Annotated in this window: 20 protein-coding genes; 8 read left to right on the forward strand and 12 right to left on the reverse strand. The window is 69.0% G+C overall.

Going from position 1 to position 22,697, the window contains the following annotated elements; genetic code table 11:
* Positions 1–162: 162 nt before the first annotated feature.
* The gene (locus tag NQV17_RS12690) at positions 163–1,095 is read right to left on the reverse strand and encodes an AEC family transporter (protein ID WP_257772543.1); all 933 of its coding nucleotides are present in this window, start codon (positions 1,093–1,095) and stop codon (positions 163–165) included.
* Between the two features lie 173 nt (positions 1,096–1,268).
* Complete coding sequence (locus NQV17_RS12695; protein ID WP_257772544.1) at positions 1,269–2,153, reverse strand: LysR substrate-binding domain-containing protein; 885 nt, start codon at positions 2,151–2,153, stop codon at positions 1,269–1,271.
* Between the two features lie 414 nt (positions 2,154–2,567).
* Here NQV17_RS12695 and NQV17_RS12700 point away from each other — a divergent pair, with 414 nt between their 5' ends.
* On the forward strand, positions 2,568–2,945 hold the full coding sequence (locus tag NQV17_RS12700) for a nuclear transport factor 2 family protein (protein WP_257772545.1): 378 nt from the start codon (positions 2,568–2,570) through the stop codon (positions 2,943–2,945).
* A 21-nt stretch (positions 2,946–2,966) separates the two neighbouring features.
* Here the strand turns inward: NQV17_RS12700 and NQV17_RS12705 are convergent, their stop codons facing one another.
* Positions 2,967–3,905, reverse strand: a complete 939-nt coding sequence (locus NQV17_RS12705) for an AraC family transcriptional regulator (protein ID WP_257772546.1) — start codon at positions 3,903–3,905, stop codon at positions 2,967–2,969.
* 87 nt (positions 3,906–3,992) lie between these two features.
* On the opposite strand from NQV17_RS12705, the gene NQV17_RS12710 reads away from it, so the two are divergent.
* Positions 3,993–5,432, forward strand: a complete 1,440-nt coding sequence (locus NQV17_RS12710) for a cytochrome P450 (RefSeq protein WP_308236079.1) — start codon at positions 3,993–3,995, stop codon at positions 5,430–5,432.
* A gap of 18 nt (positions 5,433–5,450) precedes the next feature.
* Here the strand turns inward: NQV17_RS12710 and NQV17_RS12715 are convergent, their stop codons facing one another.
* Positions 5,451–6,251 carry a helix-turn-helix transcriptional regulator gene (locus tag NQV17_RS12715; RefSeq protein ID WP_257772547.1) on the reverse strand — a complete coding sequence of 267 codons (801 nt, stop codon included), beginning with the start codon at positions 6,249–6,251 and terminating at the stop codon, positions 5,451–5,453.
* Positions 6,252–6,383: 132 nt separating this feature from the next.
* On the opposite strand from NQV17_RS12715, the gene NQV17_RS12720 reads away from it, so the two are divergent.
* Both NQV17_RS12720 and NQV17_RS12725 read left to right on the forward strand, forming a co-directional pair.
* The gene (locus NQV17_RS12720) at positions 6,384–7,790 is read left to right on the forward strand and encodes an APC family permease (RefSeq protein ID WP_257772548.1); all 1,407 of its coding nucleotides are present in this window, start codon (positions 6,384–6,386) and stop codon (positions 7,788–7,790) included.
* A 44-nt stretch (positions 7,791–7,834) separates the two neighbouring features.
* Positions 7,835–8,944 (forward strand): P1 family peptidase, encoded by a 1,110-nt coding sequence (locus tag NQV17_RS12725; RefSeq protein ID WP_257772549.1) that lies wholly within the window; start codon positions 7,835–7,837, stop codon positions 8,942–8,944.
* 147 nt (positions 8,945–9,091) lie between these two features.
* Here NQV17_RS12725 and NQV17_RS12730 read toward each other — a convergent pair whose 3' ends face one another.
* On the reverse strand, positions 9,092–9,304 hold the full coding sequence (locus NQV17_RS12730; protein ID WP_044843047.1) for a hypothetical protein: 213 nt from the start codon (positions 9,302–9,304) through the stop codon (positions 9,092–9,094).
* A gap of 158 nt (positions 9,305–9,462) precedes the next feature.
* Positions 9,463–11,646, reverse strand: coding sequence for an FUSC family protein (locus NQV17_RS12735; protein WP_257772550.1), 2,184 nt, complete (start codon positions 11,644–11,646; stop codon positions 9,463–9,465).
* Positions 11,647–11,837: 191 nt separating this feature from the next.
* On the opposite strand from NQV17_RS12735, the gene NQV17_RS12740 reads away from it, so the two are divergent.
* Positions 11,838–12,785 (forward strand): LysR family transcriptional regulator, encoded by a 948-nt coding sequence (locus tag NQV17_RS12740; RefSeq protein WP_124484886.1) that lies wholly within the window; start codon positions 11,838–11,840, stop codon positions 12,783–12,785.
* 149 nt (positions 12,786–12,934) lie between these two features.
* Here NQV17_RS12740 and NQV17_RS12745 read toward each other — a convergent pair whose 3' ends face one another.
* Both NQV17_RS12745 and NQV17_RS12750 read right to left on the reverse strand, forming a co-directional pair.
* Positions 12,935–13,237 (reverse strand): DUF4148 domain-containing protein, encoded by a 303-nt coding sequence (locus NQV17_RS12745; RefSeq protein ID WP_124484885.1) that lies wholly within the window; start codon positions 13,235–13,237, stop codon positions 12,935–12,937.
* Positions 13,238–13,460: 223 nt separating this feature from the next.
* On the reverse strand, positions 13,461–14,612 hold the full coding sequence (locus NQV17_RS12750; RefSeq protein WP_044843051.1) for a porin: 1,152 nt from the start codon (positions 14,610–14,612) through the stop codon (positions 13,461–13,463).
* 308 nt (positions 14,613–14,920) lie between these two features.
* Here NQV17_RS12750 and NQV17_RS12755 point away from each other — a divergent pair, with 308 nt between their 5' ends.
* The 3 genes from NQV17_RS12755 (at position 14,921) to NQV17_RS12765 (ending at position 18,225) form a co-directional block, all read left to right on the forward strand.
* Positions 14,921–15,385 (forward strand): VOC family protein, encoded by a 465-nt coding sequence (locus tag NQV17_RS12755; protein WP_257772551.1) that lies wholly within the window; start codon positions 14,921–14,923, stop codon positions 15,383–15,385.
* Positions 15,386–15,460: 75 nt separating this feature from the next.
* Complete coding sequence (gene codA / locus NQV17_RS12760) at positions 15,461–16,702, forward strand: cytosine deaminase (protein WP_257772552.1); 1,242 nt, start codon at positions 15,461–15,463, stop codon at positions 16,700–16,702.
* A gap of 188 nt (positions 16,703–16,890) precedes the next feature.
* Positions 16,891–18,225: a chloride channel protein gene (locus NQV17_RS12765; protein ID WP_257772553.1), complete on the forward strand. Its 1,335-nt coding sequence runs from the start codon at positions 16,891–16,893 to the stop codon at positions 18,223–18,225.
* A 136-nt stretch (positions 18,226–18,361) separates the two neighbouring features.
* Here the strand turns inward: NQV17_RS12765 and NQV17_RS12770 are convergent, their stop codons facing one another.
* From NQV17_RS12770 to NQV17_RS12785, 4 genes are all read right to left on the reverse strand, one after another.
* Positions 18,362–19,690 carry an MFS transporter gene (locus NQV17_RS12770; protein ID WP_257772554.1) on the reverse strand — a complete coding sequence of 443 codons (1,329 nt, stop codon included), beginning with the start codon at positions 19,688–19,690 and terminating at the stop codon, positions 18,362–18,364.
* Between the two features lie 231 nt (positions 19,691–19,921).
* Positions 19,922–20,854: a 3-keto-5-aminohexanoate cleavage protein gene (locus tag NQV17_RS12775; RefSeq protein WP_257772555.1), complete on the reverse strand. Its 933-nt coding sequence runs from the start codon at positions 20,852–20,854 to the stop codon at positions 19,922–19,924.
* 35 nt (positions 20,855–20,889) lie between these two features.
* Positions 20,890–21,696: an SDR family oxidoreductase gene (locus NQV17_RS12780; RefSeq protein ID WP_257772556.1), complete on the reverse strand. Its 807-nt coding sequence runs from the start codon at positions 21,694–21,696 to the stop codon at positions 20,890–20,892.
* A 73-nt stretch (positions 21,697–21,769) separates the two neighbouring features.
* Complete coding sequence (locus tag NQV17_RS12785; RefSeq protein WP_257772627.1) at positions 21,770–22,480, reverse strand: GntR family transcriptional regulator; 711 nt, start codon at positions 22,478–22,480, stop codon at positions 21,770–21,772.
* Positions 22,481–22,697: the final 217 nt, after the last annotated feature.

Raw genomic sequence — 22,697 nt, forward strand, 5'->3', positions numbered from 1 at the left:
TCGCGAGGCTGCGAGAAGAACCGGGGGCGCATCGGCGGCGCGTAGGCGTCGCGCAACGTCGCGGGGGTTGCGCGTGCAGCGGTATTCGACATCCGTCCCCGCAGCGGCGCGAAGTGGCGCCGCATGTGCTGGCTCGTTGCATTCGGCAACGGTGCCACGCCGTCAGCGAAACACCGGCGCCGACGCGAGCGCCGTCAGCACGGCCGGCATCGCGAGCGCGGCGGCGATCGTCTGGAACGCGGTGATGCCGGCCATCAGCGGCGCGTCGCCGCCGAGCTGGCGCGCCATGATGTACGACGAGGACGAAGTCGGCAGCGCCTGGAACAGCAGCGCGATGGTCAGCGCGGCATCGCCGAGCCCGAACAGGCGGCCGGCCGCGAGCGTGGCGAGCGGCATCGCCATGAACTTGAACGCCGACGCGATGCACATCGGCTGCATCCATCCGCGCGCCGCGTCGAACTTCAGTGCCGCGCCCACGCACAGCAGGCCGAGCGGCATCGATGCGGCGCCCAGCGCGCGCATGGCCGGTTCGACGGCGGCCGGAAACGCGAGGCCGGCGGCCTGCATCGCGATCCCCAGCGCGCACCCGACGACGAGCGGATTCGACAGGATCTGGCGCACGAGCGCCCACGCGCCGAGCCGCGTGTCGCCGTAGCGCGCGAACACCAGCACGCACATCAGGTTCACGGTCGGCACGATCGCCGCGACGCACACGGCCGCGAGCGCGATGCCGTGCGCGCCGAACAGTCCGGCGGCGAGGGCGGTGCCGACATAGTTGTTGAAGCGCACCGCGCCCTGGAACACCGACGTGAACCCGGCGCCGTCGACCTGCACGAACCGGCGGACCAGCAGAAGCAGCGCCGCGACGAGCACGGTCGAGCCGACCAGCGCCGCCGCGAGCGGCAAGACGGGCAGCGCTTGCAGCCGCGCAGTCGCGAGACCGTGCGCGAACAGCGCGGGCAGCAGCACGTAATAGCAAAGCCGCTCGGCGTGCGGCCAGAACGCATCGGCGATGAAGCCCGTGCGCCGCAGGCCGTGGCCGAGCGCGACCAGCAGCGCGACCGGCGCGAGCGCGAGCACGATCGGGCCGATCATCGACGCGCCTTCAGGCGAGATGGGCGACGCGGGCGGGACGGCCGGCGGGCGGTGCAGCGGAACGAAGCGGGAATCCATCCGGCGGGCAACATGGCGGCACGCAATCGAAAGAGTGACGATGCCGCCAAGTTAACACGCGCAAGCAGCAGGAATAATGGTGAATTATCGGGTGTTCAATGAGAAATTCTCATCGATGATGCGCTGACTTCGGCGGCCAGCGCACGTGCGAAACGCTCGGCCGGACGCGACTGGTGTTCGAGCAGCACGACCGCGCGGCCCATCTGCGGCTGGCCGAACGGCAAGCGCGTGACGGGCGGCAGCCGCGCGAGCGTCGCGTCGGGGAGCGCGACGATCGCCGCGCCGAGCCCGCGCGCCACCATCCGCGCGATCGTCTCCGCGCTGTCGAGCACCATCTCCTCGCGCACGCGCACGCCGATGCGGCGCAGCTCGGCGGCGATCATCCGGCCGGCCCACGCCTGCGCGTCGAAGCGGATGAACGGCAGCGCCTCGAGCAGCGTGCCCGCGTCGCGCTCCGCGTAGTGCGGCGGCGCGAGCAGCCAGAAGCGGTCTTCGTACAGCGTGGTCCACGTCAGTTCCGCCGGATGCGGGCGCACCGGGCGCGTCGTGATCGCCGCGTCGAGTTCGCCGGCCGCGACGCGGTTCGCCAGTTCGGCCGACATGCCGGCCGATACGTGCACGCGCAACGACGGGTGCGCATCGCGCAGCGCGAGCAGCGCATCGGGCAGCGGGCCGGACAGCGCGGTATGGATTGCGCCGATCCGCAGACGGCCGACGAGCTTCTTCTCGTCGCTGAGCGCATCGGGAATCCGGTCGACCATCGCGAGCACCTGCTCGGCCTGCGCGACGAGGATCTTGCCGGCTTCGGTGAGTACCGGCTGGCGGCGCGAACGGTCGAACAACCGGACGTCGTATTCGCTTTCGAGCGTCTTGACCTGCAGGCTCACGGCGGACTGCGTGAGCCCGATCGCTTCGCCGGCGCGCGCGAAGGTGTGGTATCGGGCGATCGCGACCAGGGTTCTGAATGCGCGTAGTGACATGGGCTCGGTGAGAGGGGCGGCCGGGACCGGCACGCGGATTGCTCGATGATGCCGGAGGCGGTGCAGGGGCGACGTGCCGATTGCGCCGCCGACGCCGCCGACGGCCGCCGAAGCGGACGGGTGCGGCCGGCACGCTGCCGGACATCATGCCCGCGCGTGCGAAAACGGGCAACCGCGGCAGCGGCGGCATCGGCTGCCTGCGGCTGAATGCGGCTGAATGCGGCAGAACGCGCGGTGCGTCGCGAGCGGACCGGCCGGTGCGGGTTTTCGTGAATGGCATCGAGCCGGGCGGGCGCGCTCATCTGTGGACGCAGGATGAGCCGCGCTCGCGCGTGCCGCCCGGCTGCGTTTCATCGATGCGTCGGGGCGACGCGTGCCGTCGCGTCGCCCCGACTCTTTGCGGAGGTAACGACGATGCCAGAGGACCCCGGTGAGGTTGCGCGCGCCAGCTATCGCGCGTATGTCGACAAGGACCGCGACGCGATCGAAGCGCTGATCGCGCCGGACTTCCATTTCACGAGCCCGCTCGACAACCGGCTCGATCGCGACGCGTATCTCGCGCGCTGCTGGCCGAACAGCGCGATGCTCGCCGGTTTCGAGTTCGTCGACGTCGCCGTGCACGGCGAATACGTGTTCGTCGTGTACGAAGCCGCGACGACCGCCGGCCGGCGGTTCCGGAATGCGGAGCGGTTGCGGGTCCGCGACGGCCGGATCGTCGAGGCCGAGGTGTATTTCGGCTGGTACGTGCCGCATCAGGCGCCCGATGGCGGGTTCGTCGAATCGGGCGGTTGACGCGCGACGTGCAGCGGCAGGTCACACCCAGAGCCGGTACATCCAGAACGATTCGTCCTCGGCGAAGCGCCGCACGAACTCGGTTGGCGAGAAGCCCGTGATGCGCCGCGTCGCGCGGCTCAGGTGCGCCTGGTCGGCGAACCCTTCGTCCAGCGCGAGCGCGGCCCAGTCGACCGGTTGTCCGGCGTCCTGCCGGTCGCGCGCGGCGAAGAACACGCCTTCGGTGCGCACCAGCATTTGCCAGTCGCGCAACGAGCGCCCGCTGTACGCCTTGATGCGCCGTTCCACCTGGCGCGGGCTGTGGGTGTGCCGCCATTCGCGCGCGATCGACGCGAGCCGCCCGACCCAGCTGCGCCCGGCATCGCGCAGCGACCACAGCGGCGACACGCTGCCGCGCAGCGCATGCCAGCGCGGCGCGAGGTGTCGGTCGAGCGCGGCCAGCGCGTCGTCGTCGTGCTCGGCACCGGCGAGCGCATCGAGCAGCGGCCGCCAGCTGTCGTCGAGGCATGCATGTGCGTCGACGAAGGTGTCGTGGATCGTCGGCAGCGCGACGCCGAACAGCGCGCGCGCAGCATCGGCATGCAGGCAGACGATGCCGCCTTGTCCGCCCGTCGGCGCCCAGCTCGCGACCGGCATCGACTGGCTGCCCGACAGCGTCGCCGATGCACCGAACGGCCGCCATACGGGGCCGTCGCCCGTGGGCCGGACGAGCCCGACGTCGAAGCCGCGATACCACGACAGGCAGACGATCGGCGACGCGGGGAAATGCGTGAGCCGCTGCGCGTCGCTCAACGCGAAGCCGCGCGTGTCGCGGCAGATGATCGCGACGACCGCGCCTCGCAGCGCGGCCGGTGGCGGATACAGCCGCGTGGGCGGCGATCGGCCGTCGCACCGCACGCGCGGCGCACGCGCGTGCGGATCGGGACACGGCGACGGATTCGGAGACGGACCGGAGGGCATGATGCCGGAGTATAGGGACCGGCGCCGCACGTGTCGATGTCGTTTGCGTTCAAGACCGGCAGCGTGTCGATCCGGACAATCCGGAGCATGAACCCACGATCCTCTTCCCGATGCCCGTTTCATGCGGACGCCGCTGATGCGTCGCCCGTGCTTCACCCGCCCGGCGTATGGCCGCCGGGGCCGCGTGCCGGCCTGACGGGTTGGCCGCTGCTGCGCGCGATGTCGCGCGACCTGACCGGCGCGCTCGCCGGCTGGCAGCGTGCGCATGGCGACGTCGTGCACCTGCGCATGTGGCCCGAACATGCGGTGGTCGTGACCGATCCCGCGCTCGTGCGTGAACTGCTGGTCACGCATCACGATGCGTTCGTGCGCTGGGAACGCGGCATCCGCGTGTTCTCGCGGGTTCACGGGCACAGCGTGCTGGTCGCCGAGGGCGACGCATGGCGCGACAAGCGCCACGCGCTGCAGGCGAACTTCGCGCCGAAACCGGTGCAGGCGTTCGTGCCGTCGATCGCCGCGACGGCCGGCCGTGCGCTCGCGCAGTGGCCCGCGTGCGACGCACACTGGCCGGTCGAGAGCGCGCTGACGTCGCTGGCGATGGACGTGATCATGCGCACGATGTTCTCGGATGCGATCGGCGCACACGCGCGCGTTGCCGAAGAGGCCGTGCGCACGGTCGGCGCGGCGGCGAACGCGGAGTTCTACCAGCCGGCCAGCGCGCCGGACTGGATGCCGTGGAAGCGCGGCAAGGCGCGGGCGCTGGCGGTGCTAAACGGACTGATCGACCGGCAACTGCGTGCGCGTCTCGACATGCCCGAGCACGGCTGGCCGGACGACCTGCTGTCGCGCCTGTTGCGGCTGCACCGTGCCGACGGGCACGCATGGCCGCTGCGGGCCGTGCACGACGAGTGCATGACGGCATTCCTGGCCGGCCACGAGACGGCCGCGGCCACGCTGACCTGGTGGGCGTGGAACATGGCCGCGAATCCGGCCGCGCAGGCCGCCGCGCGCGACGAGGTCGTGCGCGTGCTGGGCGGCCGTGCGCCGACCGCCGACACGCGCCCCGCATTGCGCTACCTGACGCAGACGCTCGAGGAAACGATGCGCCTGTACCCGGCGGCACCGATCCTGATCAGCCGTCGCGCATTGCGGCCGGTCGCGCTGGGCGCATGGCGGTTTCCCGCGCGGACGCTGTTCATGCTGCCGATTCAGCTGATGCATCACGATGCACGATGGTTTCCGGAACCGCGGGCCTTCCGGCCCGAGCGCTTCGCCGACGACGCGCCGGCGATTCCGCGCGGCGCGTACCTGCCGTTCGGCACGGGGCCGCGTGTGTGCCTCGGGCAGCATCTGGCGATGACGGAGATGACGGTGGTGGCGGCGATGATCCTGCAGCGCCATGAATTGTCCGTGCCGCCCGGCATGGCGGCGCCGCGCGCGGCGCTGAACGTGACGTTGCGACCCGAGTGCGCCCTGCACGTGGCGATCGCGCCGACCGGGCTGGCGGCGGACGTCGCATTGTCGTAACGCGGCGGCGTGTCGCGCTTACCCCGCCGCATCCTCCCCAAGCGCCTGGATGAACCGCGAAAACAGCTCCGGCTGCGACGAGATCCCGAGCTTCGCGTAAAGATGCCGCCGATGCACCTTCACCGTTTCCGGTGAAATCGCCAGCCGCTCGGCGATCGCCTTCGACGAATTGCCGCGCAGCACCATTCGCGCGATCGACATCTCGCGATCGGTCAGCACGCCCGCGCCGAAGCGCGCGAGCGCCTGCTCGACGCGCGCGCCGAGATCGCCGTCGGGTGTCACGCGCGCGGCGTCGCCCACCAGCCGCCAGTGCTGCCGGATCGTCGCGAGCACCCAGGGCATCGCGGCCGTCAGCTTGCCGAGCGGTTCGACGTCGAAGCGCGCGGCCGCGCCGAGCGACAACGACAGCAGCAGGTCGGGGTTCGGCCGCAGCAGGATCTGGATTTCATCGTCGCCGACCGCGTGGCGGAAGTAGTTCAGGAAATACTCGCTCTGCCGGAACAGGTCGGGCGCGACCTCCTCGAGCCGGTAGCAGCCGTCGGCGAGCCCGTCGTGCGCGGCCTGCAGGAACGGATCGAGCAGATATAACCCGTTGAGGTAAAGCGGCACGGGCGATGCGCTGTCGGTGCCGCCCGTGTCGTATTCGTCGAGGACGAGCGGCACGCCGTCGCGGCCGATCGCGGTCGCGAGCGCGTTGTCGAACGGCACCATTTCGTTGAGCAGCAGCACCAGGAAACGCCAGAAGCGCGGCTGGCCGAGATGATCGATCGCGCGGCCGAGCGCCTGGTGCATCGCGATTTCGGAGAAGAGTCGATCCATATCACCACCGAAGGGTGTAACACGAAGGGGGAATAGCGGTCCTGAAATTGGCTTCCTAGACTGCCACGCAATCAATCGGGCCCGAGTATGGGTGTTCAAAAAAGCGCAGGACAGAAGCAACAGGAGAACGAAATGGCGATGATGTCGGAATCGACGGGCACGCTGCAAGCGACGCCTGCCACGGAAGGCGCGCCGCGCGCGTTGTCGCAGACGCTCAGCGTGCGCGACGCGGTGATGATCACCGTGTCGGGCGTGACGCCCGCCAGCTCGATCTTCGTGATCGCGCCGTTCGCGATCCAGCAGGCCGGCAGCGGCGCGGTGCTGTCGTTCCTGCTCGGCGGCGTGCTCGCGCTCGCGTTCGCGCTCTGCTACGCGGAGCTCAGCGCCGCGCACCGCAGCGCGGGCGGTGAATACGTGATGGCCAAACGCGTGTTCGGCACGCTGCCCGGCTACCTGACCTTCATCACGGTGCTGTCCGTCAGCGTGTTCATTCCCGCGGTGCTCGCGAGCGGTGCCGCGCCTTACCTGAACAACGCGCTCGGCACGCACTTCAGCAACCAGTCGGTCGCGTTGACGATCGTGTTGCTCAGCTACGTGCTCGGCATGCTGAACATCAAGACGAACGCGTGGATCACCGGCGCGTTTCTCGTCGTCGAGATCGGCGTGCTGATGCTGATTGCGGGGCTCGGCTTCGGCTCGCCGCATCGCGGCGCGGACGCACTGGTCGCGCCGGTGGTCGCGAGCGGCAATGCGCTGATGCCGGCCACGCTCGCGGCGATCGTGCCCGCGATCGGCACGGCGATCTTCTGCTACAACGGCTTCGGCTCCGCCGCCTATCTCGCGGAAGACCTGCGCGGCGGCAACCGCAACGTCGCGAAGGCGGTGATCTATTCGCTGCTGGTGATCCTCGTCGTCGAACTGATTCCGCTCACCGCGATCGTGCTCGGCGCGCCGTCGCTGACGGAACTGACGAAGAGCGCCGACCCGATCGGCTATGTCGTGCGCTCGCTGAGCAACCCGGCGGTGTCGCGCGCGGTCAGCGGCGGGATCTTCCTGTCGGTATTCAACGCGATCATCGCGATCGTGATCACGATGGGGCGCCTGCTGTACAGCAGCGGCCGCCATGCGCTCTGGTCGCGCACCTGCAACCGCGCGTTCTCGACGATCCATCCGCGCTTCGAATCGCCGTGGCTCGCGACGCTCGCGCTCGCCGTGCCGTCGTCGGGGCTGGTGTTCGTGTCGAGCCTCGACGAGCTGACCGCGTTCACGGTCGACCTGCTGCTGCTGATCTACCTGGTCGTCGGGCTGGCCGCGCTCGCGAGCCGGCTCGTGCGCCGCGACGTCGAGCATCATTACCGGATGCCGCTGTGGCCCGTGACGCCGCTCGTCGCGGTCGCGGGTGCCGCGTACACGCTCTACACGACGCTGGCGACCGCGACCAAGCCGACCGACCTGATCATCATCGGCGCGCTGCTGGTGGCCGCGCTCGCGATGTATGCGGTCTGGGCGCGCCACAGCGATGCGTTCCGCTCGCTCTGAACCACTCGCACACCGAACCATTGAAAGACTGGAGGAATTGCATCATGCGCACGAGGGATCTCGGCATCCGCATCGGACTCGGCACGCCGGGCCGCTTCAACGCGATCACGGACGTACCGGGCGTGCGGGTCGGACATTGCACGCTGAACGTCGAGCACGGCGATGCATCGATCCGCACCGGCGTGACTGTCATCGAGCCACGCGCGGGCGCCGCGCACGATTCGCCGTGCTTCGCGGGCGTCCATGTGCTGAACGGCAACGGCGACGCGACCGGGCTCGAATGGATCCGCGAAGCCGGCCTGCTGACGACGCCGATCGCCTATACGAACACGCACAGCGTCGGCGCGGTGCGCGATGCGCTGGTCGCGAACGAACGCGAGGCGGCGGCCGGGCGCGTGTACTGGTGCATGCCGGTCGTGATGGAAACCTACGACGGCCTGCTCAACGACATCTGGGGGCAGCACGTGCGCGCCGAGCACGTGCTGCGCGCGCTGGCCGCCGCGCAGTCGGGGCCGGTCGCCGAAGGCGGCGTGGGCGGCGGCACCGGCATGATCTGCCACGAGTTCAAGGGCGGCATCGGCACCGCGTCGCGGGTGGTGACGGCCGACGCGGGCGGCTGGACCGTCGGCGCGCTCGTGCAGGCGAACTACGGCGTGCGCGAGATGCTGCGCGTGGCCGGTTATCCGGTCGGCGACGTGCTGCGGCACGTGCCTTCGCCGTTTCGCGCGCCCGACGGGCAGGGCGAGGCCGGGATGGGTTCGATCGTCGTCACGATCGCGACCGACGCGCCGCTGCTGCCGCATCAATGCACGCGCCTCGCGCAGCGTGCGAGCGTCGGGCTGGCACGCGTGGGCGGCGGCACCGAGGATTCGAGCGGCGACATTTTCCTTGCGTTCGCAACGGGGAACGACGGTTTGCCCGCCGCGAACTACGGCAGCAAGGGCGCGCCGACGACGGCCGTGAAGATGGTGAACAACGACCACATCTCCGCACTGTTCGTCGCCGCGGCGGAAGCGGTGGAGGAAGCGATCGTGAATGCGCTGGTCGCGGGGAGCGACGTCGAGTCGCGGGGCGCGCGGGTCGAAGGGCTGGGGCAGGCGCGCTTGCTGGATGCGTTGCGCGAAGTGGGGTGGCGGCCGGGGCGCGGCGCCTGAAACGGCATGCGCCGCTTCAATCGAAGCGGCGTGGCGGGCAGGGTCGTTGCGGCGATCGGCCGGCTCGTCGTGCACGCGCGCAGGCGATACGTGCGATACGTGCGATGTGCGCGCGGCGAGCCCGGCCGTGACGACGCGGCGTCATGCTCAGCTGCCGAAGTAGACGTTGCAGAAGCTGACGGGGCCCACGCATGCGTTCGGATCTTCCTGCTTCGATTGCGCACGATCGACGCGGCCCGAGGCCTGGACGGCTTCGGCGCGGTTCGCCGGTTGTTGCGCGACGTCGGCCGGCGCGCTCTGGGCGTGCGCGACGGCGGCGGTGAGCGACAGGGCAACGAGGGCGAGGTGCAGCGGCTTCATTTCGGTTTCTCCTGGGTCAGTGCCAGTCTCGCTGGCAGTGAGGAAACTATAGGCTCGCACTGCCTGGAAATTAATCACCGCGGGTGCAGAGCTTATTTCCAATCGGAACAACGGTGACGTTGCGTACGCATCGATCTCCCGACGACCGTCATCGGCGCTCAATGACGATGACGGTTGAACGGCGCATCCTTGTCCAGCAGCGCGCTGCGGATGAAGTGCAGGCAGCCGACGATGCGCTGCATGCGGTGGCGTTCGTCGGGCACCGCGTACCACGCGTGCAGCGTGTGCTGCGCGGCGCGGATCGACAGGTTCACCGATTTGAGCGTGCGCGCGTGATGGCCCGGCGTCGGATCGTCGAAGAAGCGCGGCAGCTCGTGCAGCACCGCGTCGACCGAGGCGGTCCAGCGCAGCGTCTGCGGCGGTTTCGATTCGCAGAACCCGTGCAGCTCGTCGCGCAGGTCGATCACCGCATGGCCGACTTCGAGCGTCGACAGCATCCAGCGCAGCGCGTCGCGATGCTGCCGCGTGCGCTTGACGAGCAGCGTGCGCAGCTGCGCCATCAGGTCGTGCGTGCTGGACTGGAAGCGCGCGGCGAGCCCGTCGCGTGCGCCTTCGCACGCGAGCGTGACCTGGCGGCGCAGGTCGTGCGCGATCCGCGACGTGAGCCACGGCATGTGGGTCGGAAACACGACGGCGAACACGATCGAGCACGCCAGCATCGCGACGACGACGGCGAAGCCGTTGTTGATCAGCACCTCGGGCGTATACGCGATCGCGTTGTCGGGGCCCGCGAGCAGGCAGAAGAACACCGCGAAGCCGATCCCGTAGCCGGACAGGCCCGGGCGCATCGCGAGAAACGCGCCGAGGCCGAGCACCGGCGCGAGTGCCGCGCACAGCAGCGGAAAACCGTCGATGTTCGGATAGACGTAGCAGAGGAACACGTAGCCGACGGCCGTCGCGAACGCCGCGCCGACGCCCATCTGCGCGACGAACTTCGGTGCGCGCGGCGACGTCGAGCTGAGCGCGCACGCGATCGCGGTGGCGATCACGGCGAGCGAGCCGCTCGGCCATTCGGACGCGAGCCAGAACGCGCTCATCGCGCCGACGGCGACGAGCGTGCGCAGGAACGCGAAGCCGACGAAGAACGAGTTGGTCTTCACCGCGTAGTGCGTGACCGAGCGTTCGAACGCGTGATCGTCGCGGTCGAGCGATGCGTTGGTGTCGGCGTAGCCGAGGTACTCGCCGATGAAGCGATACATCAGCTCGATCGCGGTATCGAAGTCGAGCAGGCCGCCGGCCGCGTGATCCTCGATCGCGCGGCGCGATGCGCGCGCGGCCTTCGGCAACGCGGCGTGAAAGCGGCGCAGTTCGAGCAGTGCGCCGGTGGTCGACGCGATGCCGCGCTGCCGCTCGTCGCGCAATGCGGTGATCCGTTGCGCGAGCGCATCGATGTGCGGCGCGAGTGCGTCGAGCACCGCGTCCGACCGGTTCGCGCGCAGGCGTTTGACGAGCTGGTGCAACGCATGCAGGCGCGTGCACGCATTCATGAACTCGCTGTTGAGCCGCGCGAGCCGGCGGCTGCGCGCGCGAATATGCGGATCCTCGAACGACGCGAACGCGCGGTTGGCCTCGAACCCGACGATCTCGTCGACGAAATCGGCGAAGCGCCGCTCGAAGTCGCCGCGCGCGAGGTCGCCCGACAGCGCGCCGGCCGCGAACGCCGCGAACTTCACATGACGCGCGCTCAGCGAGCGCATCAGCGCTTTCGCGGAACTGAGCGGCAGGATCAGCGCGCTGACCGCGCCGGAGCATGCGATGCCGAGCGCGACTTCCGCGGCGCGCGTGAGCGCGGACTGGAACAGCGTCTGCGGCGTCATCACCGCGGGCAGGCCGATCAGCGCTGCGGTGTAGCCGGCGAGCACGAACCCGTACCAGCGGAAATGGCGGTTGCGCACCGCGAGCGCGATGCAGCCGCCGACCCACAGCGTGATGCCGGCCATGTACAGCTCCGGCTGCTGCGCGAACAGCCCGCCGAGCGCGAGCGCGGCGACGAGGCCGGCCGCCGTGCCGAGCATGCGGTAGAAGCTCTTCGCGAACACCATCCCCGACAGCGGCTGCATCAGCACGAACACGGTCGTCATCGCCGTGCGCGGCTGCGACATCTCGAGCCGCATCGCGATCCCCATCGCGAGCAGCGCGGCGAGCACGGTCTTGGCGAGGTGCAGCCAGATCAGCCCGTCGGTCGCGGCCCAGTCGCGCGCGGCGCCGCCGAGCGGATCGAGCCAGGTTCTCCATCGGGCCGGTTCGATGGAAGGTGGCTCGATCGCAGGTTGTGGCTTCATGAAAAAAAGCGGGGCGCGTGCGGTGCCGCGGCGCGTCCGGACGGGTCCGTTCGACTGGTGAGGCGCCGATTGTAGGAGTGCGGCGCGTGGGCATTAACGCAGCTACGGGGAAACGATAGTTGCAGGCCGCGTAACAATCTGTCGCACCCGCTGGAGGAAAATAGCGGCTCCGCTACAGGTGGCTCACAGGAATGGATACCCTACAAAACATGCGGGTGTTTACGCGCGTCGTCGAGACGGGCAGTTTCACCGCGGCCGCGCAATCGCTGAATTCGACGACGGGTGCGATGTCGCGCGCGGTGTCGGAACTCGAGGCGCGCCTGCGCACCCGTCTGATGAATCGCTCGACGCGCCGCCTTGCGCTGACGTCGGCCGGCGAAAGCTATCTGCGGCGCTGCCGCCAGATTCTTGCCGACGTCGATCGCGCCGAGGAGGAGGCGAGCTGCGCGCACGAACGGCCGGCCGGCGTGCTGCGCATGCACAGCTTCGCGAGCGTCGGCCATCACTACGTGATGCCCGCGCTCACGCGCTACCACACGCAATATCCGGACGTGTCGATCGAGCTGTCGCTGTCGCAGCGCATGCCCGACCTGTTCGACGGCACGAGCGACATGGCGGTCGTGACCGCATCGTCGCTGCCCGATTCGGAGCTCGTGTCGCACCTGCTCGGCTCGACCTTCAGCATCCTGTGCGCGTCGCCCGAGTACGTGAAGCGCCACGGCGCCCCGGCCCGCCCGCAGGATCTCGGCGCGCACGCGTGCCTGACACTTTGCACGCCGGCGTTCCCGACCCACGAATGGGTGCTCGAAGGCGCCGACGGCATCGAGCAGATCCATGTCACCGGGCCGGTGCAGACCAATACGGCCGAGTCGCTCGCGCTCGCGATCCGCGACGGTATCGGGATCGGCATGCTGCCGCTGTATGCGGCGATCGACGCGCTGCAGGACGGCACGCTCGTGCGCGTGCTGCCCGGTCATATCCTGCAGAAGATGAACGTGTATGCGCTGTATCCGTCACGCCGCTTCATCGACGCGAAGGTGCGCACCTGGGTCGAGATGCTGCGTGCGCAGGTGCCGGGGATGATCGCCCGCGACGTCGAGATGCTGAACGCGATCGACCGCGAGCCGCAGGCTGCCTGATCGGGCAGCCCGAGCGCGAATCCAGGACGAGATGGCCGCGTGCCGGACGGCACGCTGTCCGGCCGCATCCATCGTGACGGACCGGTTCGCGCGATTTCCGCCGCGCCCGCGGAACACATGTCACGCGGGTGCGGCGTTGCTGCGTGTCTTCACAGCGCGGGCTTTGCCGCCACGCCCGATTCCGTTGCGCCCGCACCGGCCGGGCCATATGCGCGTTGCGCGGCCTTGTGCTCGGCGAGCCGTTTTGCTGCCAGGCGTTCCTGCGCGGCCATGATGTCGTCCGGATAGTTGCCGGCGTCGCCGAGCGACGGGTTGTAGCCGACCGATTCGAGGTCGTAGAGCTCCTGCAGCACCTGGGCGCGCGTGACGGGCGCCTTGGCGGACTGAGCGAACGACAGGGCCGGTGCGGCAAGCAGGACGGCAGCGGCGGCGGTAACGACGAGCGATTTCACGATGTTCTCCAGTAGACGGGGGGTGAGGCCGGTCCGGTGATCGACGCGCGATCCGGACCGTCGATGCCAGTCTATGCAGCACACGCGCGCACAAAAACCCCGATTCCGGGCAGGCAGCTTTCCAGATGGAACAACATTGGTGCAGGTCGCTCACAGCGCGCGAACCCGTCAGCCAGGACACGGTCCCGGCTGACGGGCGACGGGCGCTCACGCGGCGCGGAACTCAGAACCGCGTGCGCATGCCGATCGTGCCGACGATCTGGTTCGCGGTGCTCGAGGCGCCGCCCGACGTGTTGATGAAGGCCTGGTAGCCGCGGCCCGACGCGTGCTGGTACATCGCTTCCGCGTACAGGTCGGTGCGGCGCGACAGCTTGTACACGGCCTGCAGGTCGACCTGGTGCCACTTCGGATCGGTGCCGTGCTTGCTGTCCGGGTTCGACACGCTGGCGTCCGTGTACACGTAGGCCGCGCCGAGGCTGACGGCCGGCGTCACCGCATAGCGCACGTTCACGTCGTAGTTGTTGAACGCGACCTGGCCGGTGGAACCGAACGAGCCCGAGTTGTCGTACTGCGAGCGCGTATAGACGAAGCCGACCGTCGCCGGACCGAACACGTAGCTGACACCGCCGCCGTACGAGCGCATGCGGTCCGCGCCCACCGACCAGCCGCCCTGGCTCACGCTCTTCGCTTCGGCCACGTCGGTCGCGCCCGGGCTCGCGCTCGTCGAGCCCTTCGTGCCGTTCATCTGCAGGTACGCGCCGGCCAGCTTCAGCGGGCCGTTCGTGTAGCTTGCCGCGACGCTGTACGCGCGATTGCCGGCGAAGTTCGTGGAGTTCGAGAAGCCGTACAGCGCGCCGACCTTGAAGCCCGCGATCGTGTCGCTCGTGTACTTCACCGCGTTGTTGATGCGCACCGAGTGGTTCAGGTTGTCGTTGTCGAACGGATGCGCGAAGCCGGTATCGCCGAAGTCGCCGGCCGTCGCGGACAGCGGCGCGACGAAGTCGACCATCGTGTCGTACTGGCGGCCGAGCGTCAGCGTGCCGTAGCCGCTGCTGGTCAGGCCGACATACGCGTGGCGGCCGAACAGCTTGCCGTCCTGCCCGAGCGCGCCGTTGTTCACGTTGAAGCCGTTCTCCAGGACGAACAGCGCCTTCAGGCCGCCGCCGAGATCTTCCGTGCCGCGCAGGCCGAAGCGGCTGCCGTTGACCGTGCCGGAGGTCATGCGCCACAGCGATGCGCCGCCGGCGTTGTTGGTGTAAGCGATGCCGGCGTCGATCAGGCCGTACAGCGTGACCGAGCTCTGGGCGTGCGCGAGCGGGGCGAAGAGTGCGGCCGCGGATGCGGCGGCAATCAGGGTTTTGTTCGTTTTGTGCATGTAACAGCTCCTGCGTGTGGGACGGGTGACCAAAGTTCGGCGCAAGTGTAGGGGCGGGGTCGCGCGATTCCGGCCGCAGGCGCGCGAGTACACCGTTGCGAGCTGCGCAAGAGTGCGTCACACGGCGTTCACAAATCGGTCCGGAGGCCGGACGGCGTGCGTTTTCGCCGACGGCGCGACGCGAGCGGTCGAGCGACCGCACATGCCGTGTCGCGCATTGACAACAGGCGCGTCGCCGGCGCGGGAGTTGATCGCCGCGCCGCGCGCGTGGAGAATGGGCAGACCATTGCCGAGATCCGGAGCCCCCGATGACCACGCCGCGCCGTCCTTCCTTGAGTGCCGCGCTGTGCTACCGCGACCCGAAAGCCGCGCTCGCATGGCTCGAACGCGCATTCGGCTTCGAGTGCGCGCTGGTCGTCACCACGCCGGAAGGCGACATCGCGCATGCCGAAATGAGATTCGGCGACGGCCTCGTCATGATCGGCGGCGCGTGGGCCGACTTCATCGCGTCGCCGCAGGACACGGGCGACCGGAACACGCAGCACGTCCACGTGCATCTTCCCGACGACGCCGACATCGACGCGCACTGCGAACGCGCACGTGCGGCCGGCGCGGAGATCCTGCAGGCGCCGGCCGACCAGTTCTACGGCGATCGCATGTATCGCGCGCGCGATCCCGGCCGGCACGTGTGGACGTTCGGCAAGCACGTGCGCGACGTGACGAACGACGAGATGAGCGCGGCGACCGGCCTGACGATCGAGGATTTCAAATAAGCGCGGCACGCATCGCAGGAGCCGGTTTTTCCCCACCACGCGGCGCGCTGACGCCGCATGACGCCTAGACCCACCATGAACCTCTTCAATGCACGCCTGCGCGGCCGCGACGGGCTGTTCACGATCGGCATCGACGGCGACCGGATCGCGCGGATCGACGCGCAGGCCGCGCCGGTCACATCGGTCGGCGCCGGCGATGTCGATGCGGGCGGCCGTCTCGCAATTCCGCCGCTCGTCGAACCGCATATCCATCTCGATGCCGTGCTCACGGCCGGCGAGCCGGCCTGGAACATGAGCGGCACGTTGTTCGAGGGCATCGAGCGCTGGTCCGAGCGCAAGGCGACGATCACGCACGAGGACACGAAGACGCGCGCGCATGCGGCGATCGGCATGCTGCGCGATCACGGCATCCAGCACGTGCGCACCCACGTCGACGTCACCGATCCGACGCTGGCCGCGCTGAAGGCGATGCTCGAAGTGAAGGACGAGGCGCGCGGGCTGATCGACCTGCAGATCGTCGCGTTTCCGCAGGAAGGCATCGAGTCGTTCGACGGCGGCCGCGCGCTGATGGCGCAGGCGATCGAACTCGGCGCGGACGTCGTCGGCGGGATCCCGCATTTCGAGAACACGCGCGAGCAGGGCGTCAGCTCGATCCGCTTCCTGATGGAGCTGGCCGAGCGCACCGGCTGCCTCGTCGACGTGCACTGCGACGAGACCGACGATCCGCATTCGCGCTTTCTGGAAGTCCTCGCGGAAGAGGCGCGCGTGCGCGGCATGGGCGCGCGCGTGACCGCGAGCCACACGACTGCGATGGGCTCGTACGACAACGCGTATTGCTCGAAGCTGTTCCGGCTGCTGAAGCGCGCGGGCCTGAACTTCGTGTCGTGCCCGACCGAGAGCATCCATCTGCAGGGGCGCTTCGACACGTTTCCGAAGCGGCGCGGGCTCACGCGCGTCGCGGAACTCGATCGCGCGGGCCTGAACGTGTGCTTCGGACAGGATTCGATCAAGGATCCCTGGTATCCGCTCGGCAACGGCAACATCCTGCGCGTGCTCGACGCCGGCCTGCACATCTGCCACATGATGGGCTACCAGGACCTGCAGCGCTGTCTCGACTTCGTGACCGATCACAGCGCGACGACGATGCATCTCGGCGACGGCTACGGGATCGCGGTCGGGCGGCCGGCGAACCTGGTCGTGCTCGATGCCGACAGCGACTATGAAGCCGTGCGCCGGCAGGTGAAGGCCACGCTGTCGGTGCGCCACGGGAAGGTGATCATGCGGCGCGAGCCGGAGCGCGTCACGTATCCGGAGTGACGCGGATGCGGCGACGGCGGCGGACGGCGGCACGCCCCGTCGGGAACTGCCGTCTTTCTTGTATGCGCTGAATGCATGAGTTGATCAGAAAAATACGTTTGTCTCATGAGAGATCGACGCCTACGATGCGGTCCTGACGGCGGCGTGCATGGTGCGCGCCGTCTTGTCGATCATCGTCCGCCGACCTCATGCGCCTCGATCTCCCGTCTGCTCCCGTGTCTTCCTCGCCGTCCGCCAGTTCGTTCGCGCGGATGGCTGCCGTCACGATCCTGACCGGCATCGGCGCTGGCGTCGGCGGGATGCTGCTCGCGCTGCTGCTGCACGCGATCCAGCACGTCGCGTACGACTACAGCCTCGCGCACGTGGTCGGCACCGAGAGCTTCCTTACCGGCGTGAGCCAGGCCGACCCGCAGCGCCGGCTCGCGGTACTCGTCGTCTGCGGGCTCGTCGCGGGCGGCGGCTGGTGGGCGCTGTACCGCTATGGCCGGCCGCTCGTCAGCATCCGCCGTGCGGTGCGTGCCGCCGATCCGCAGATGCCGTTCGTCAGCACGACGGTGCACGCGCTGCTGCAGATCGTCACAGTCGCGCTCGGTTCGCCGCTCGGCCGCGAAGTCGCGCCGCGCGAGATCGGCTCGCTGCTGGCCGGGCAGCTCGCGCACCGCGCGGGGTTGACGCCCGCCGACTGCCGGCTGATGGTCGCGTGCGGTGCGGGTGCAGGGCTCGCGGCCGTCTACAACGTGCCGCTCGGCGGTGCGGTGTTCGTGCTCGAAGTGCTGCTCGGCACGTTCGAACTGCGCGCGCTGGTGGTCGCCGTCGTCACGTCGGCGATCGCGGCGGCCGTCGCATGGATCGGGCTCGGCAACGAACACCAGTACACGGTGCCTGCGTTCGTGCTGAGCACGCCGCTCGTCGCGTGGTCGATCGTCTGCGGGCCGCTGTTCGGTTTCGCCGCGTACGGCTTCGTGCGGCTCACGACCCGCGCGCGGGCCGATGCGCCGAAGGGCCGGCTGCTGCCGGTGCTCGCGCTGGTCAACTTCGCGGTGATCGGTGTGCTCGCGATGCGCTTTCCGCAACTGCTCGGCAACGGCAAGGGGCCGGCTTCGATGGGCTTCGACGGCACGCTGACGATCGGGCTCGCGGCGACGCTGCTCGTGCTGAAGGTGGCGATCGAGGCGGGAAGCCTGCGCGCGGGGGCGGAGGGCGGGCTGCTGACGCCCGGTCTCGCGAACGGCGCGCTGCTCGGGATCGTGCTCGGCGGGCTGTGGAGCCTCGCGTGGCCGGGCGCGTCGATCGGCGGATGCGCGCTGGTCGGCGCGACCGCGTTCCTCGCCGCGTCGATGCAGATGCCGATCACGGCCGTCGTGCTGTTGCTCGAATTCACGCGCGCGAATCACGACAGCCTGGTGCCGATGCTGCTGGCCGTGGCGGGCTCGCTGGTCGCATACCGGTTCGCGCAGCAGCTGGCGGAGCGGCGGATGGGTGCGGCCGCAACCGTCGCCACGCCGGTGACGGCGACCCGGTAGCCCTCCTCGGCGCAGGCCGCGGCGCCCGGGCTGCCTGTCATCGCTTTTTCCCGTTCTCTTGCCGGTTTCCAGCCCGTATCGCGACCGGATCACGCCGAAGCGCGTCTGCCGGTTCTGTGCAAGATCTCGCCGGTCCTCAATCGCGCGATCGTGCGTCGGTGCGTTCGTGTCCGTGGCGCAACGCGAGGCTCGCGAACGCTGCGACGACGAGCGCTGCCGCCAGCAGCGTCAGCCCGTTCTTCGCATTGCCGGTCGCCTGTTCGATCGCGCCGACGACGGTCGGGCCGACGAAGCCGCCGAGCAGCCCGCACGTATTCACGAGGCCGAGACCGCCGGCCAGCGCACTGCCGGCGAGTCGCGACGCGGGAAACGTGAACACGATCGACTGCACGACGAAGAACATCGACGCGGCGACGCACACGCAAGCGAGACCGGCCACGGGCGACGCATGCGCGGCACCTACCATTCCCGCGGCCATTACGATGAGCCCGGCGCACAGTATCCGGCGCGAATGATGCGACTCGCGCGCGAAGCGCGGCAGTGTGGCGGCGCCGAGGGCGGCAGCGAGCCAAGGCAACGCGGTCAGCAATCCCACCGCGAACGGCGAAAAGCGTCCGGATGCGCCGATGATGCCCGGCAGGAAGAAAATCACCGTGTAGATCGTCAACTGGTGGCAGAAGTACACGAAGATCGCGAGCCAGATCTGCGGATCGCGCAGCGCGGCACCGAACGCGTGGCCGCCGTGGGTGGCAACGCCTGCATCCTGTTCCGCCGCCAGCGTGCGTTCGAGCGCGCGGCCGGTTTCGGGGGACAGCCACGGCGCGCTGCTCGGGCGGTCCGGCAGGCGTGTCCACACGACGAAGGCGAGCAGGACGGCCGGAATTCCCTCGACGACGAACAGCCATTGCCAGCCGTGGAAGCCGAGCGTTCCATCGAGTTCGATCAGCGCGCCGGCCAGCGGACCACCGACGATGTTCGCGATGCACACGCCGAGGAGGAAATAGCCGGTCGCCCGCGCACGTTCCTCGCGACCGAACCAGTACGTGAGGTACAGCATCACGCCCGGAAACAGCCCGGCTTCGGCGGCGCCGAGCAGCAGGCGCATCACGTAAAACGACGTCGGGCCGGCGACGAACGCCATCGCGATCGACAACGCACCCCACGTGATCATGATTCGCGTGATCCAGAAGCGCGCGCCCACCCGGTGCATGATCAGGTTGCTCGGGATTTCGAACAGCGCGTAGGTGAGAAAGAACAGGCCCGCGCCGAGTCCGTAGGCGGCCGATGAAATGCCGAGATCGACACCCATCGAGTGTTTTGCGAATGCGATGTTGGTGCGGTCGAGGAAGCTGATTACGTAGGCGGCGATCAGCAGCGGCATCAGTTTGCGAAACAGCAGCCGGTTCAGCGACGCACTTGCGTCGCCGGCGGCGGAAGGCAGGGCCTGGGCGTGATGAGTGGACATGCGGACGACTCCGATAATGGCGAACGGGCGCACACGGCAAGCACGGCGTGCCGCGTTCGGCTGAGGCCGCTGCGTCGCGCGCAGCGGAGGGGCAGACGACGGAGCCGCGCCGGCGGCGCTCGACGGGAGCGGGGCGATGGAAGGCATCCTGGCACCGGCCGGCTCGGGCCGGCGCCTTGTCTCTGCGCTTGCGGGTCCTGGTGTTGCGTGGTGTCGGGCGCAACCCGGCGATCAGAACTTGACCGCGTCGCCGCCCTTGAGCTTGAGCATCGCGCGCGCCTCGGCCGGCGTCGCGATCTCCAGCGACAGGCCTTCGAGCACCTGCCGCATCTTCAATACCTGCGCGGCGCTCGATTCGGCGAGCTTGCCGGGCGCGATCCACAGCGAATCCTCGAGCCCGACGCGCACATTCGCGCCTTGCGCGGCACCGATCGTCGCGAGCGGAATCTGGTTGCGCCCGGCGCCGAGTATCGACCACACGTAATCGCTGCCGAACAGGCGGTCGGCCGTGCGGCGCATGTGCATCAGGTCTTCCGGGTGCGCGCCGATCCCGCCGAGCAGTCCGAACACGCTCTGCACGAAGAACGGCGGCTTCGCGAGCCCGCGGTCGACGAAGTGCGCGAGGTTGTACAGGTGCGAGATGTCGTAGCACTCGAATTCGAATCGCGTGCCGTTCGCGCCGCAGCGCGTGAGGATCGTCTCGATGTCGGCGAACGTGTTCTTGAACACGAGATCGCGGCTTTTCTCGAGATGTTCACGCTCCCACGGATGCTTCAGTTCGCGGAAGCGCTCGAGCATCGGGTACAACCCGAAGTTCATCGAGCCCATGTTCAACGAGGCGACCTCGGGCTGGAAATGCAGCGCGGGTTGCAACCGTTCGTCGACCGTCATGTGCGGGCTGCCGCCCGACGTGAGGTTGATCACCGCGTCGGTCTGCGCTTTGATGCGCGGCAGGAATTCCGCGAACACGGCCGGGTCCTGCGTCGGTTTGCCGTCCGACGGATTGCGCGCGTGCAGATGCAGGATCGCCGCGCCGGCCTGCGCAGCCGCGACGGCGGCCGTCTCGATCTGATGCGGCGTGACGGGCAGGTACGGCGACATCGACGGCGTATGGATCGCGCCGGTCGGCGCACACGTGATGATGACTTTGCGAGCGTTTGCCACGGATGGATTCCTTTCGATGAACGATGCGGGAGGCGTCAGAGCACTTCGACATTGCCGCAGACGGAGATCGCCTGCCCGGTAATGCCGTGCCCGCCCGGCGAGCACAGGAACAGCGCGGTCGCGGCGATCTCGGCCGGATCGGTCATGCGCCGCAGCGAGATCTTCTCGAGATAGCGCTTCTCCATCTCGTCGTAGCCGATGCCGAGCTGCTGCGCGCGCGCCTCGATCACGCGGCGCATCCGCGGGCCGCGCACGATGCCGGGCTGGATCGCGTTCACGCGGATGCCGAGCGGCCCGAGTTCGATCGCGAGGCTTTTCACGAGGCCGACCACCGCCCATTTCGTGGCCGCGTAGGGCGTACGAAACGCGTAACCGAGCCGGCCGGCGACCGATGACAGCGCGATGATCGCGCCGCCGTGTTTCGAGTCGCGCAGCAGCGGCACCGCGCGGCGGGCGAACTGGAATTGCGCGTTCAGGTTGATCGCGACGGTCTGCTCCCACTGCACAGGGTCGATTTCGTCGATGCCGCCGGTCGGGCCGGCGATGCCCGCGTTGTTGACCAGCACGTCGAGGCCGCCGAGCGTCGTTGCGACGTCCGCGAATACGCGATCGACCGCGGCGGGATCGGATACGTCGGCAAGCGTCGCACTGATCGCGCCGGTTGCGGCGCGCGGCGGCCGGTCGGCGAGCGCCGCGATCGCGGCTTGCGACGCGTCGCACACGTGCACGCGCGCGCCGCATTCGACGAACGCGTCGGCGATTTCGAGGCCGATGCCCGATGCGCCGCCCGTCACGAGGACACGCAGGCCGTCATAGGGTTTCAGCAGGTCGGAAGCTGTCATGCCGGGTTGTCTCCATCGTTGGTGTAGTCGGATTGCGGTCGCTCGCGATTCGTCCGGTCGCGGCGAGCGGCCGCTACGGTTTCGCGTTCACGGTCCGCGGTGTCTGTTCGGCTCGCAGCGTCTCGGCGAGATCATGCGCGGCGCCGCCGATGTCGAGCGCGATGCCGGCGCGCACACCGGCGCCGTCGCGCCGTTCGAGGGCATCGACGATCGCGCGGTGTGCATCCATCGAGCGCCGCATGTGCGGAATGTCGAGCGCGACCATGTTGAGGAACGGACCGACGCGCATCCACAGGTTCTCGACGATCGCAAGCGTGCTTTCACTGGCACCGTGCGCGTAGATGGCGCTGTGAAACGCGAAATTGCTTTGCAGGTAGGCGCGCGAGCGGCCGGCCTCGACGTGCGCCTGCATCGTCTCGCAGGTCTTGCGCACGGCAGCGATCTGCGCGGCGGTCATCCGTGCGCACGCGCGCTCGGCGATGCAGCCTTCGAGTGCGATCCGCACGTCGCGCAGTTCGTCGAGCATGTCGAGCGTCATCGGCGGCACGACGAGCGCGCGGTTAGGGCCGTCGACCAGCGCGCGTTCGGCGCGCAGCCGCGTGAGCGCTGCGCGCACCGGCATCGTCGACGAGCCGACGGCCTCGGCGACGCTGCGCAGGCTCAGCGCCTGACCCGGCGCGAAGCGGCCGCTCATCAGCGCTTCGCGCAATTGCTGGTAGACCTTGTCGGCCATCGTTTCAGATTCGATGGCTTTCAGTGCGGGCGGGACGATACGGGGCGCCAAGGCGGGTTCTCCTGGGTTTGATCTGCGATCTGTGATCACACTTGCGATGTGTGAAGTTTTGACGATCGGGGGAGCCGAGTCAAGCTGAACGGGATCGGGGAAAACGAGGGGGCGGGTGGGCGAAGAGTCTGGCAGGCCGATGCTCATCAGGTCGCACTTCCCATCGGAATCTTTCCATCCTGGGCGGAGACAGTCGGCAATACTTTTCCCCGATTCT

It is taken from the genome of Burkholderia sp. SCN-KJ (genome assembly GCF_024656005.1).
Lineage (GTDB): Bacteria > Pseudomonadota > Gammaproteobacteria > Burkholderiales > Burkholderiaceae > Burkholderia.

What these genes read in the sequence shown, in the direction of transcription:
- NQV17_RS12690 (WP_257772543.1), bottom strand. Translation starts at nt 1,095, where the DNA reads ATGATCGGCCCGATCGTGCTCGCGCTCGCGCCGGTCGCGCTGCTGGTC.
- NQV17_RS12695 (WP_257772544.1), bottom strand. Translation starts at nt 2,153, where the DNA reads ATGTCACTACGCGCATTCAGAACCCTGGTCGCGATCGCCCGATACCAC.
- NQV17_RS12700 (WP_257772545.1), top strand. Translation starts at nt 2,568, where the DNA reads ATGCCAGAGGACCCCGGTGAGGTTGCGCGCGCCAGCTATCGCGCGTAT.
- NQV17_RS12705 (WP_257772546.1), bottom strand. Translation starts at nt 3,905, where the DNA reads ATGCCCTCCGGTCCGTCTCCGAATCCGTCGCCGTGTCCCGATCCGCAC.
- NQV17_RS12710 (WP_308236079.1), top strand. Translation starts at nt 3,993, where the DNA reads ATGAACCCACGATCCTCTTCCCGATGCCCGTTTCATGCGGACGCCGCT.
- NQV17_RS12715 (WP_257772547.1), bottom strand. Translation starts at nt 6,251, where the DNA reads ATGGATCGACTCTTCTCCGAAATCGCGATGCACCAGGCGCTCGGCCGC.
- NQV17_RS12720 (WP_257772548.1), top strand. Translation starts at nt 6,384, where the DNA reads ATGGCGATGATGTCGGAATCGACGGGCACGCTGCAAGCGACGCCTGCC.
- NQV17_RS12725 (WP_257772549.1), top strand. Translation starts at nt 7,835, where the DNA reads ATGCGCACGAGGGATCTCGGCATCCGCATCGGACTCGGCACGCCGGGC.
- NQV17_RS12730 (WP_044843047.1), bottom strand. Translation starts at nt 9,304, where the DNA reads ATGAAGCCGCTGCACCTCGCCCTCGTTGCCCTGTCGCTCACCGCCGCC.
- NQV17_RS12735 (WP_257772550.1), bottom strand. Translation starts at nt 11,646, where the DNA reads ATGAAGCCACAACCTGCGATCGAGCCACCTTCCATCGAACCGGCCCGA.
- NQV17_RS12740 (WP_124484886.1), top strand. Translation starts at nt 11,838, where the DNA reads ATGGATACCCTACAAAACATGCGGGTGTTTACGCGCGTCGTCGAGACG.
- NQV17_RS12750 (WP_044843051.1), bottom strand. Translation starts at nt 14,612, where the DNA reads ATGCACAAAACGAACAAAACCCTGATTGCCGCCGCATCCGCGGCCGCA.
- NQV17_RS12755 (WP_257772551.1), top strand. Translation starts at nt 14,921, where the DNA reads ATGACCACGCCGCGCCGTCCTTCCTTGAGTGCCGCGCTGTGCTACCGC.
- codA (WP_257772552.1), top strand. Translation starts at nt 15,461, where the DNA reads ATGAACCTCTTCAATGCACGCCTGCGCGGCCGCGACGGGCTGTTCACG.
- NQV17_RS12765 (WP_257772553.1), top strand. Translation starts at nt 16,891, where the DNA reads ATGCGCCTCGATCTCCCGTCTGCTCCCGTGTCTTCCTCGCCGTCCGCC.
- NQV17_RS12770 (WP_257772554.1), bottom strand. Translation starts at nt 19,690, where the DNA reads ATGTCCACTCATCACGCCCAGGCCCTGCCTTCCGCCGCCGGCGACGCA.
- NQV17_RS12780 (WP_257772556.1), bottom strand. Translation starts at nt 21,696, where the DNA reads ATGACAGCTTCCGACCTGCTGAAACCCTATGACGGCCTGCGTGTCCTC.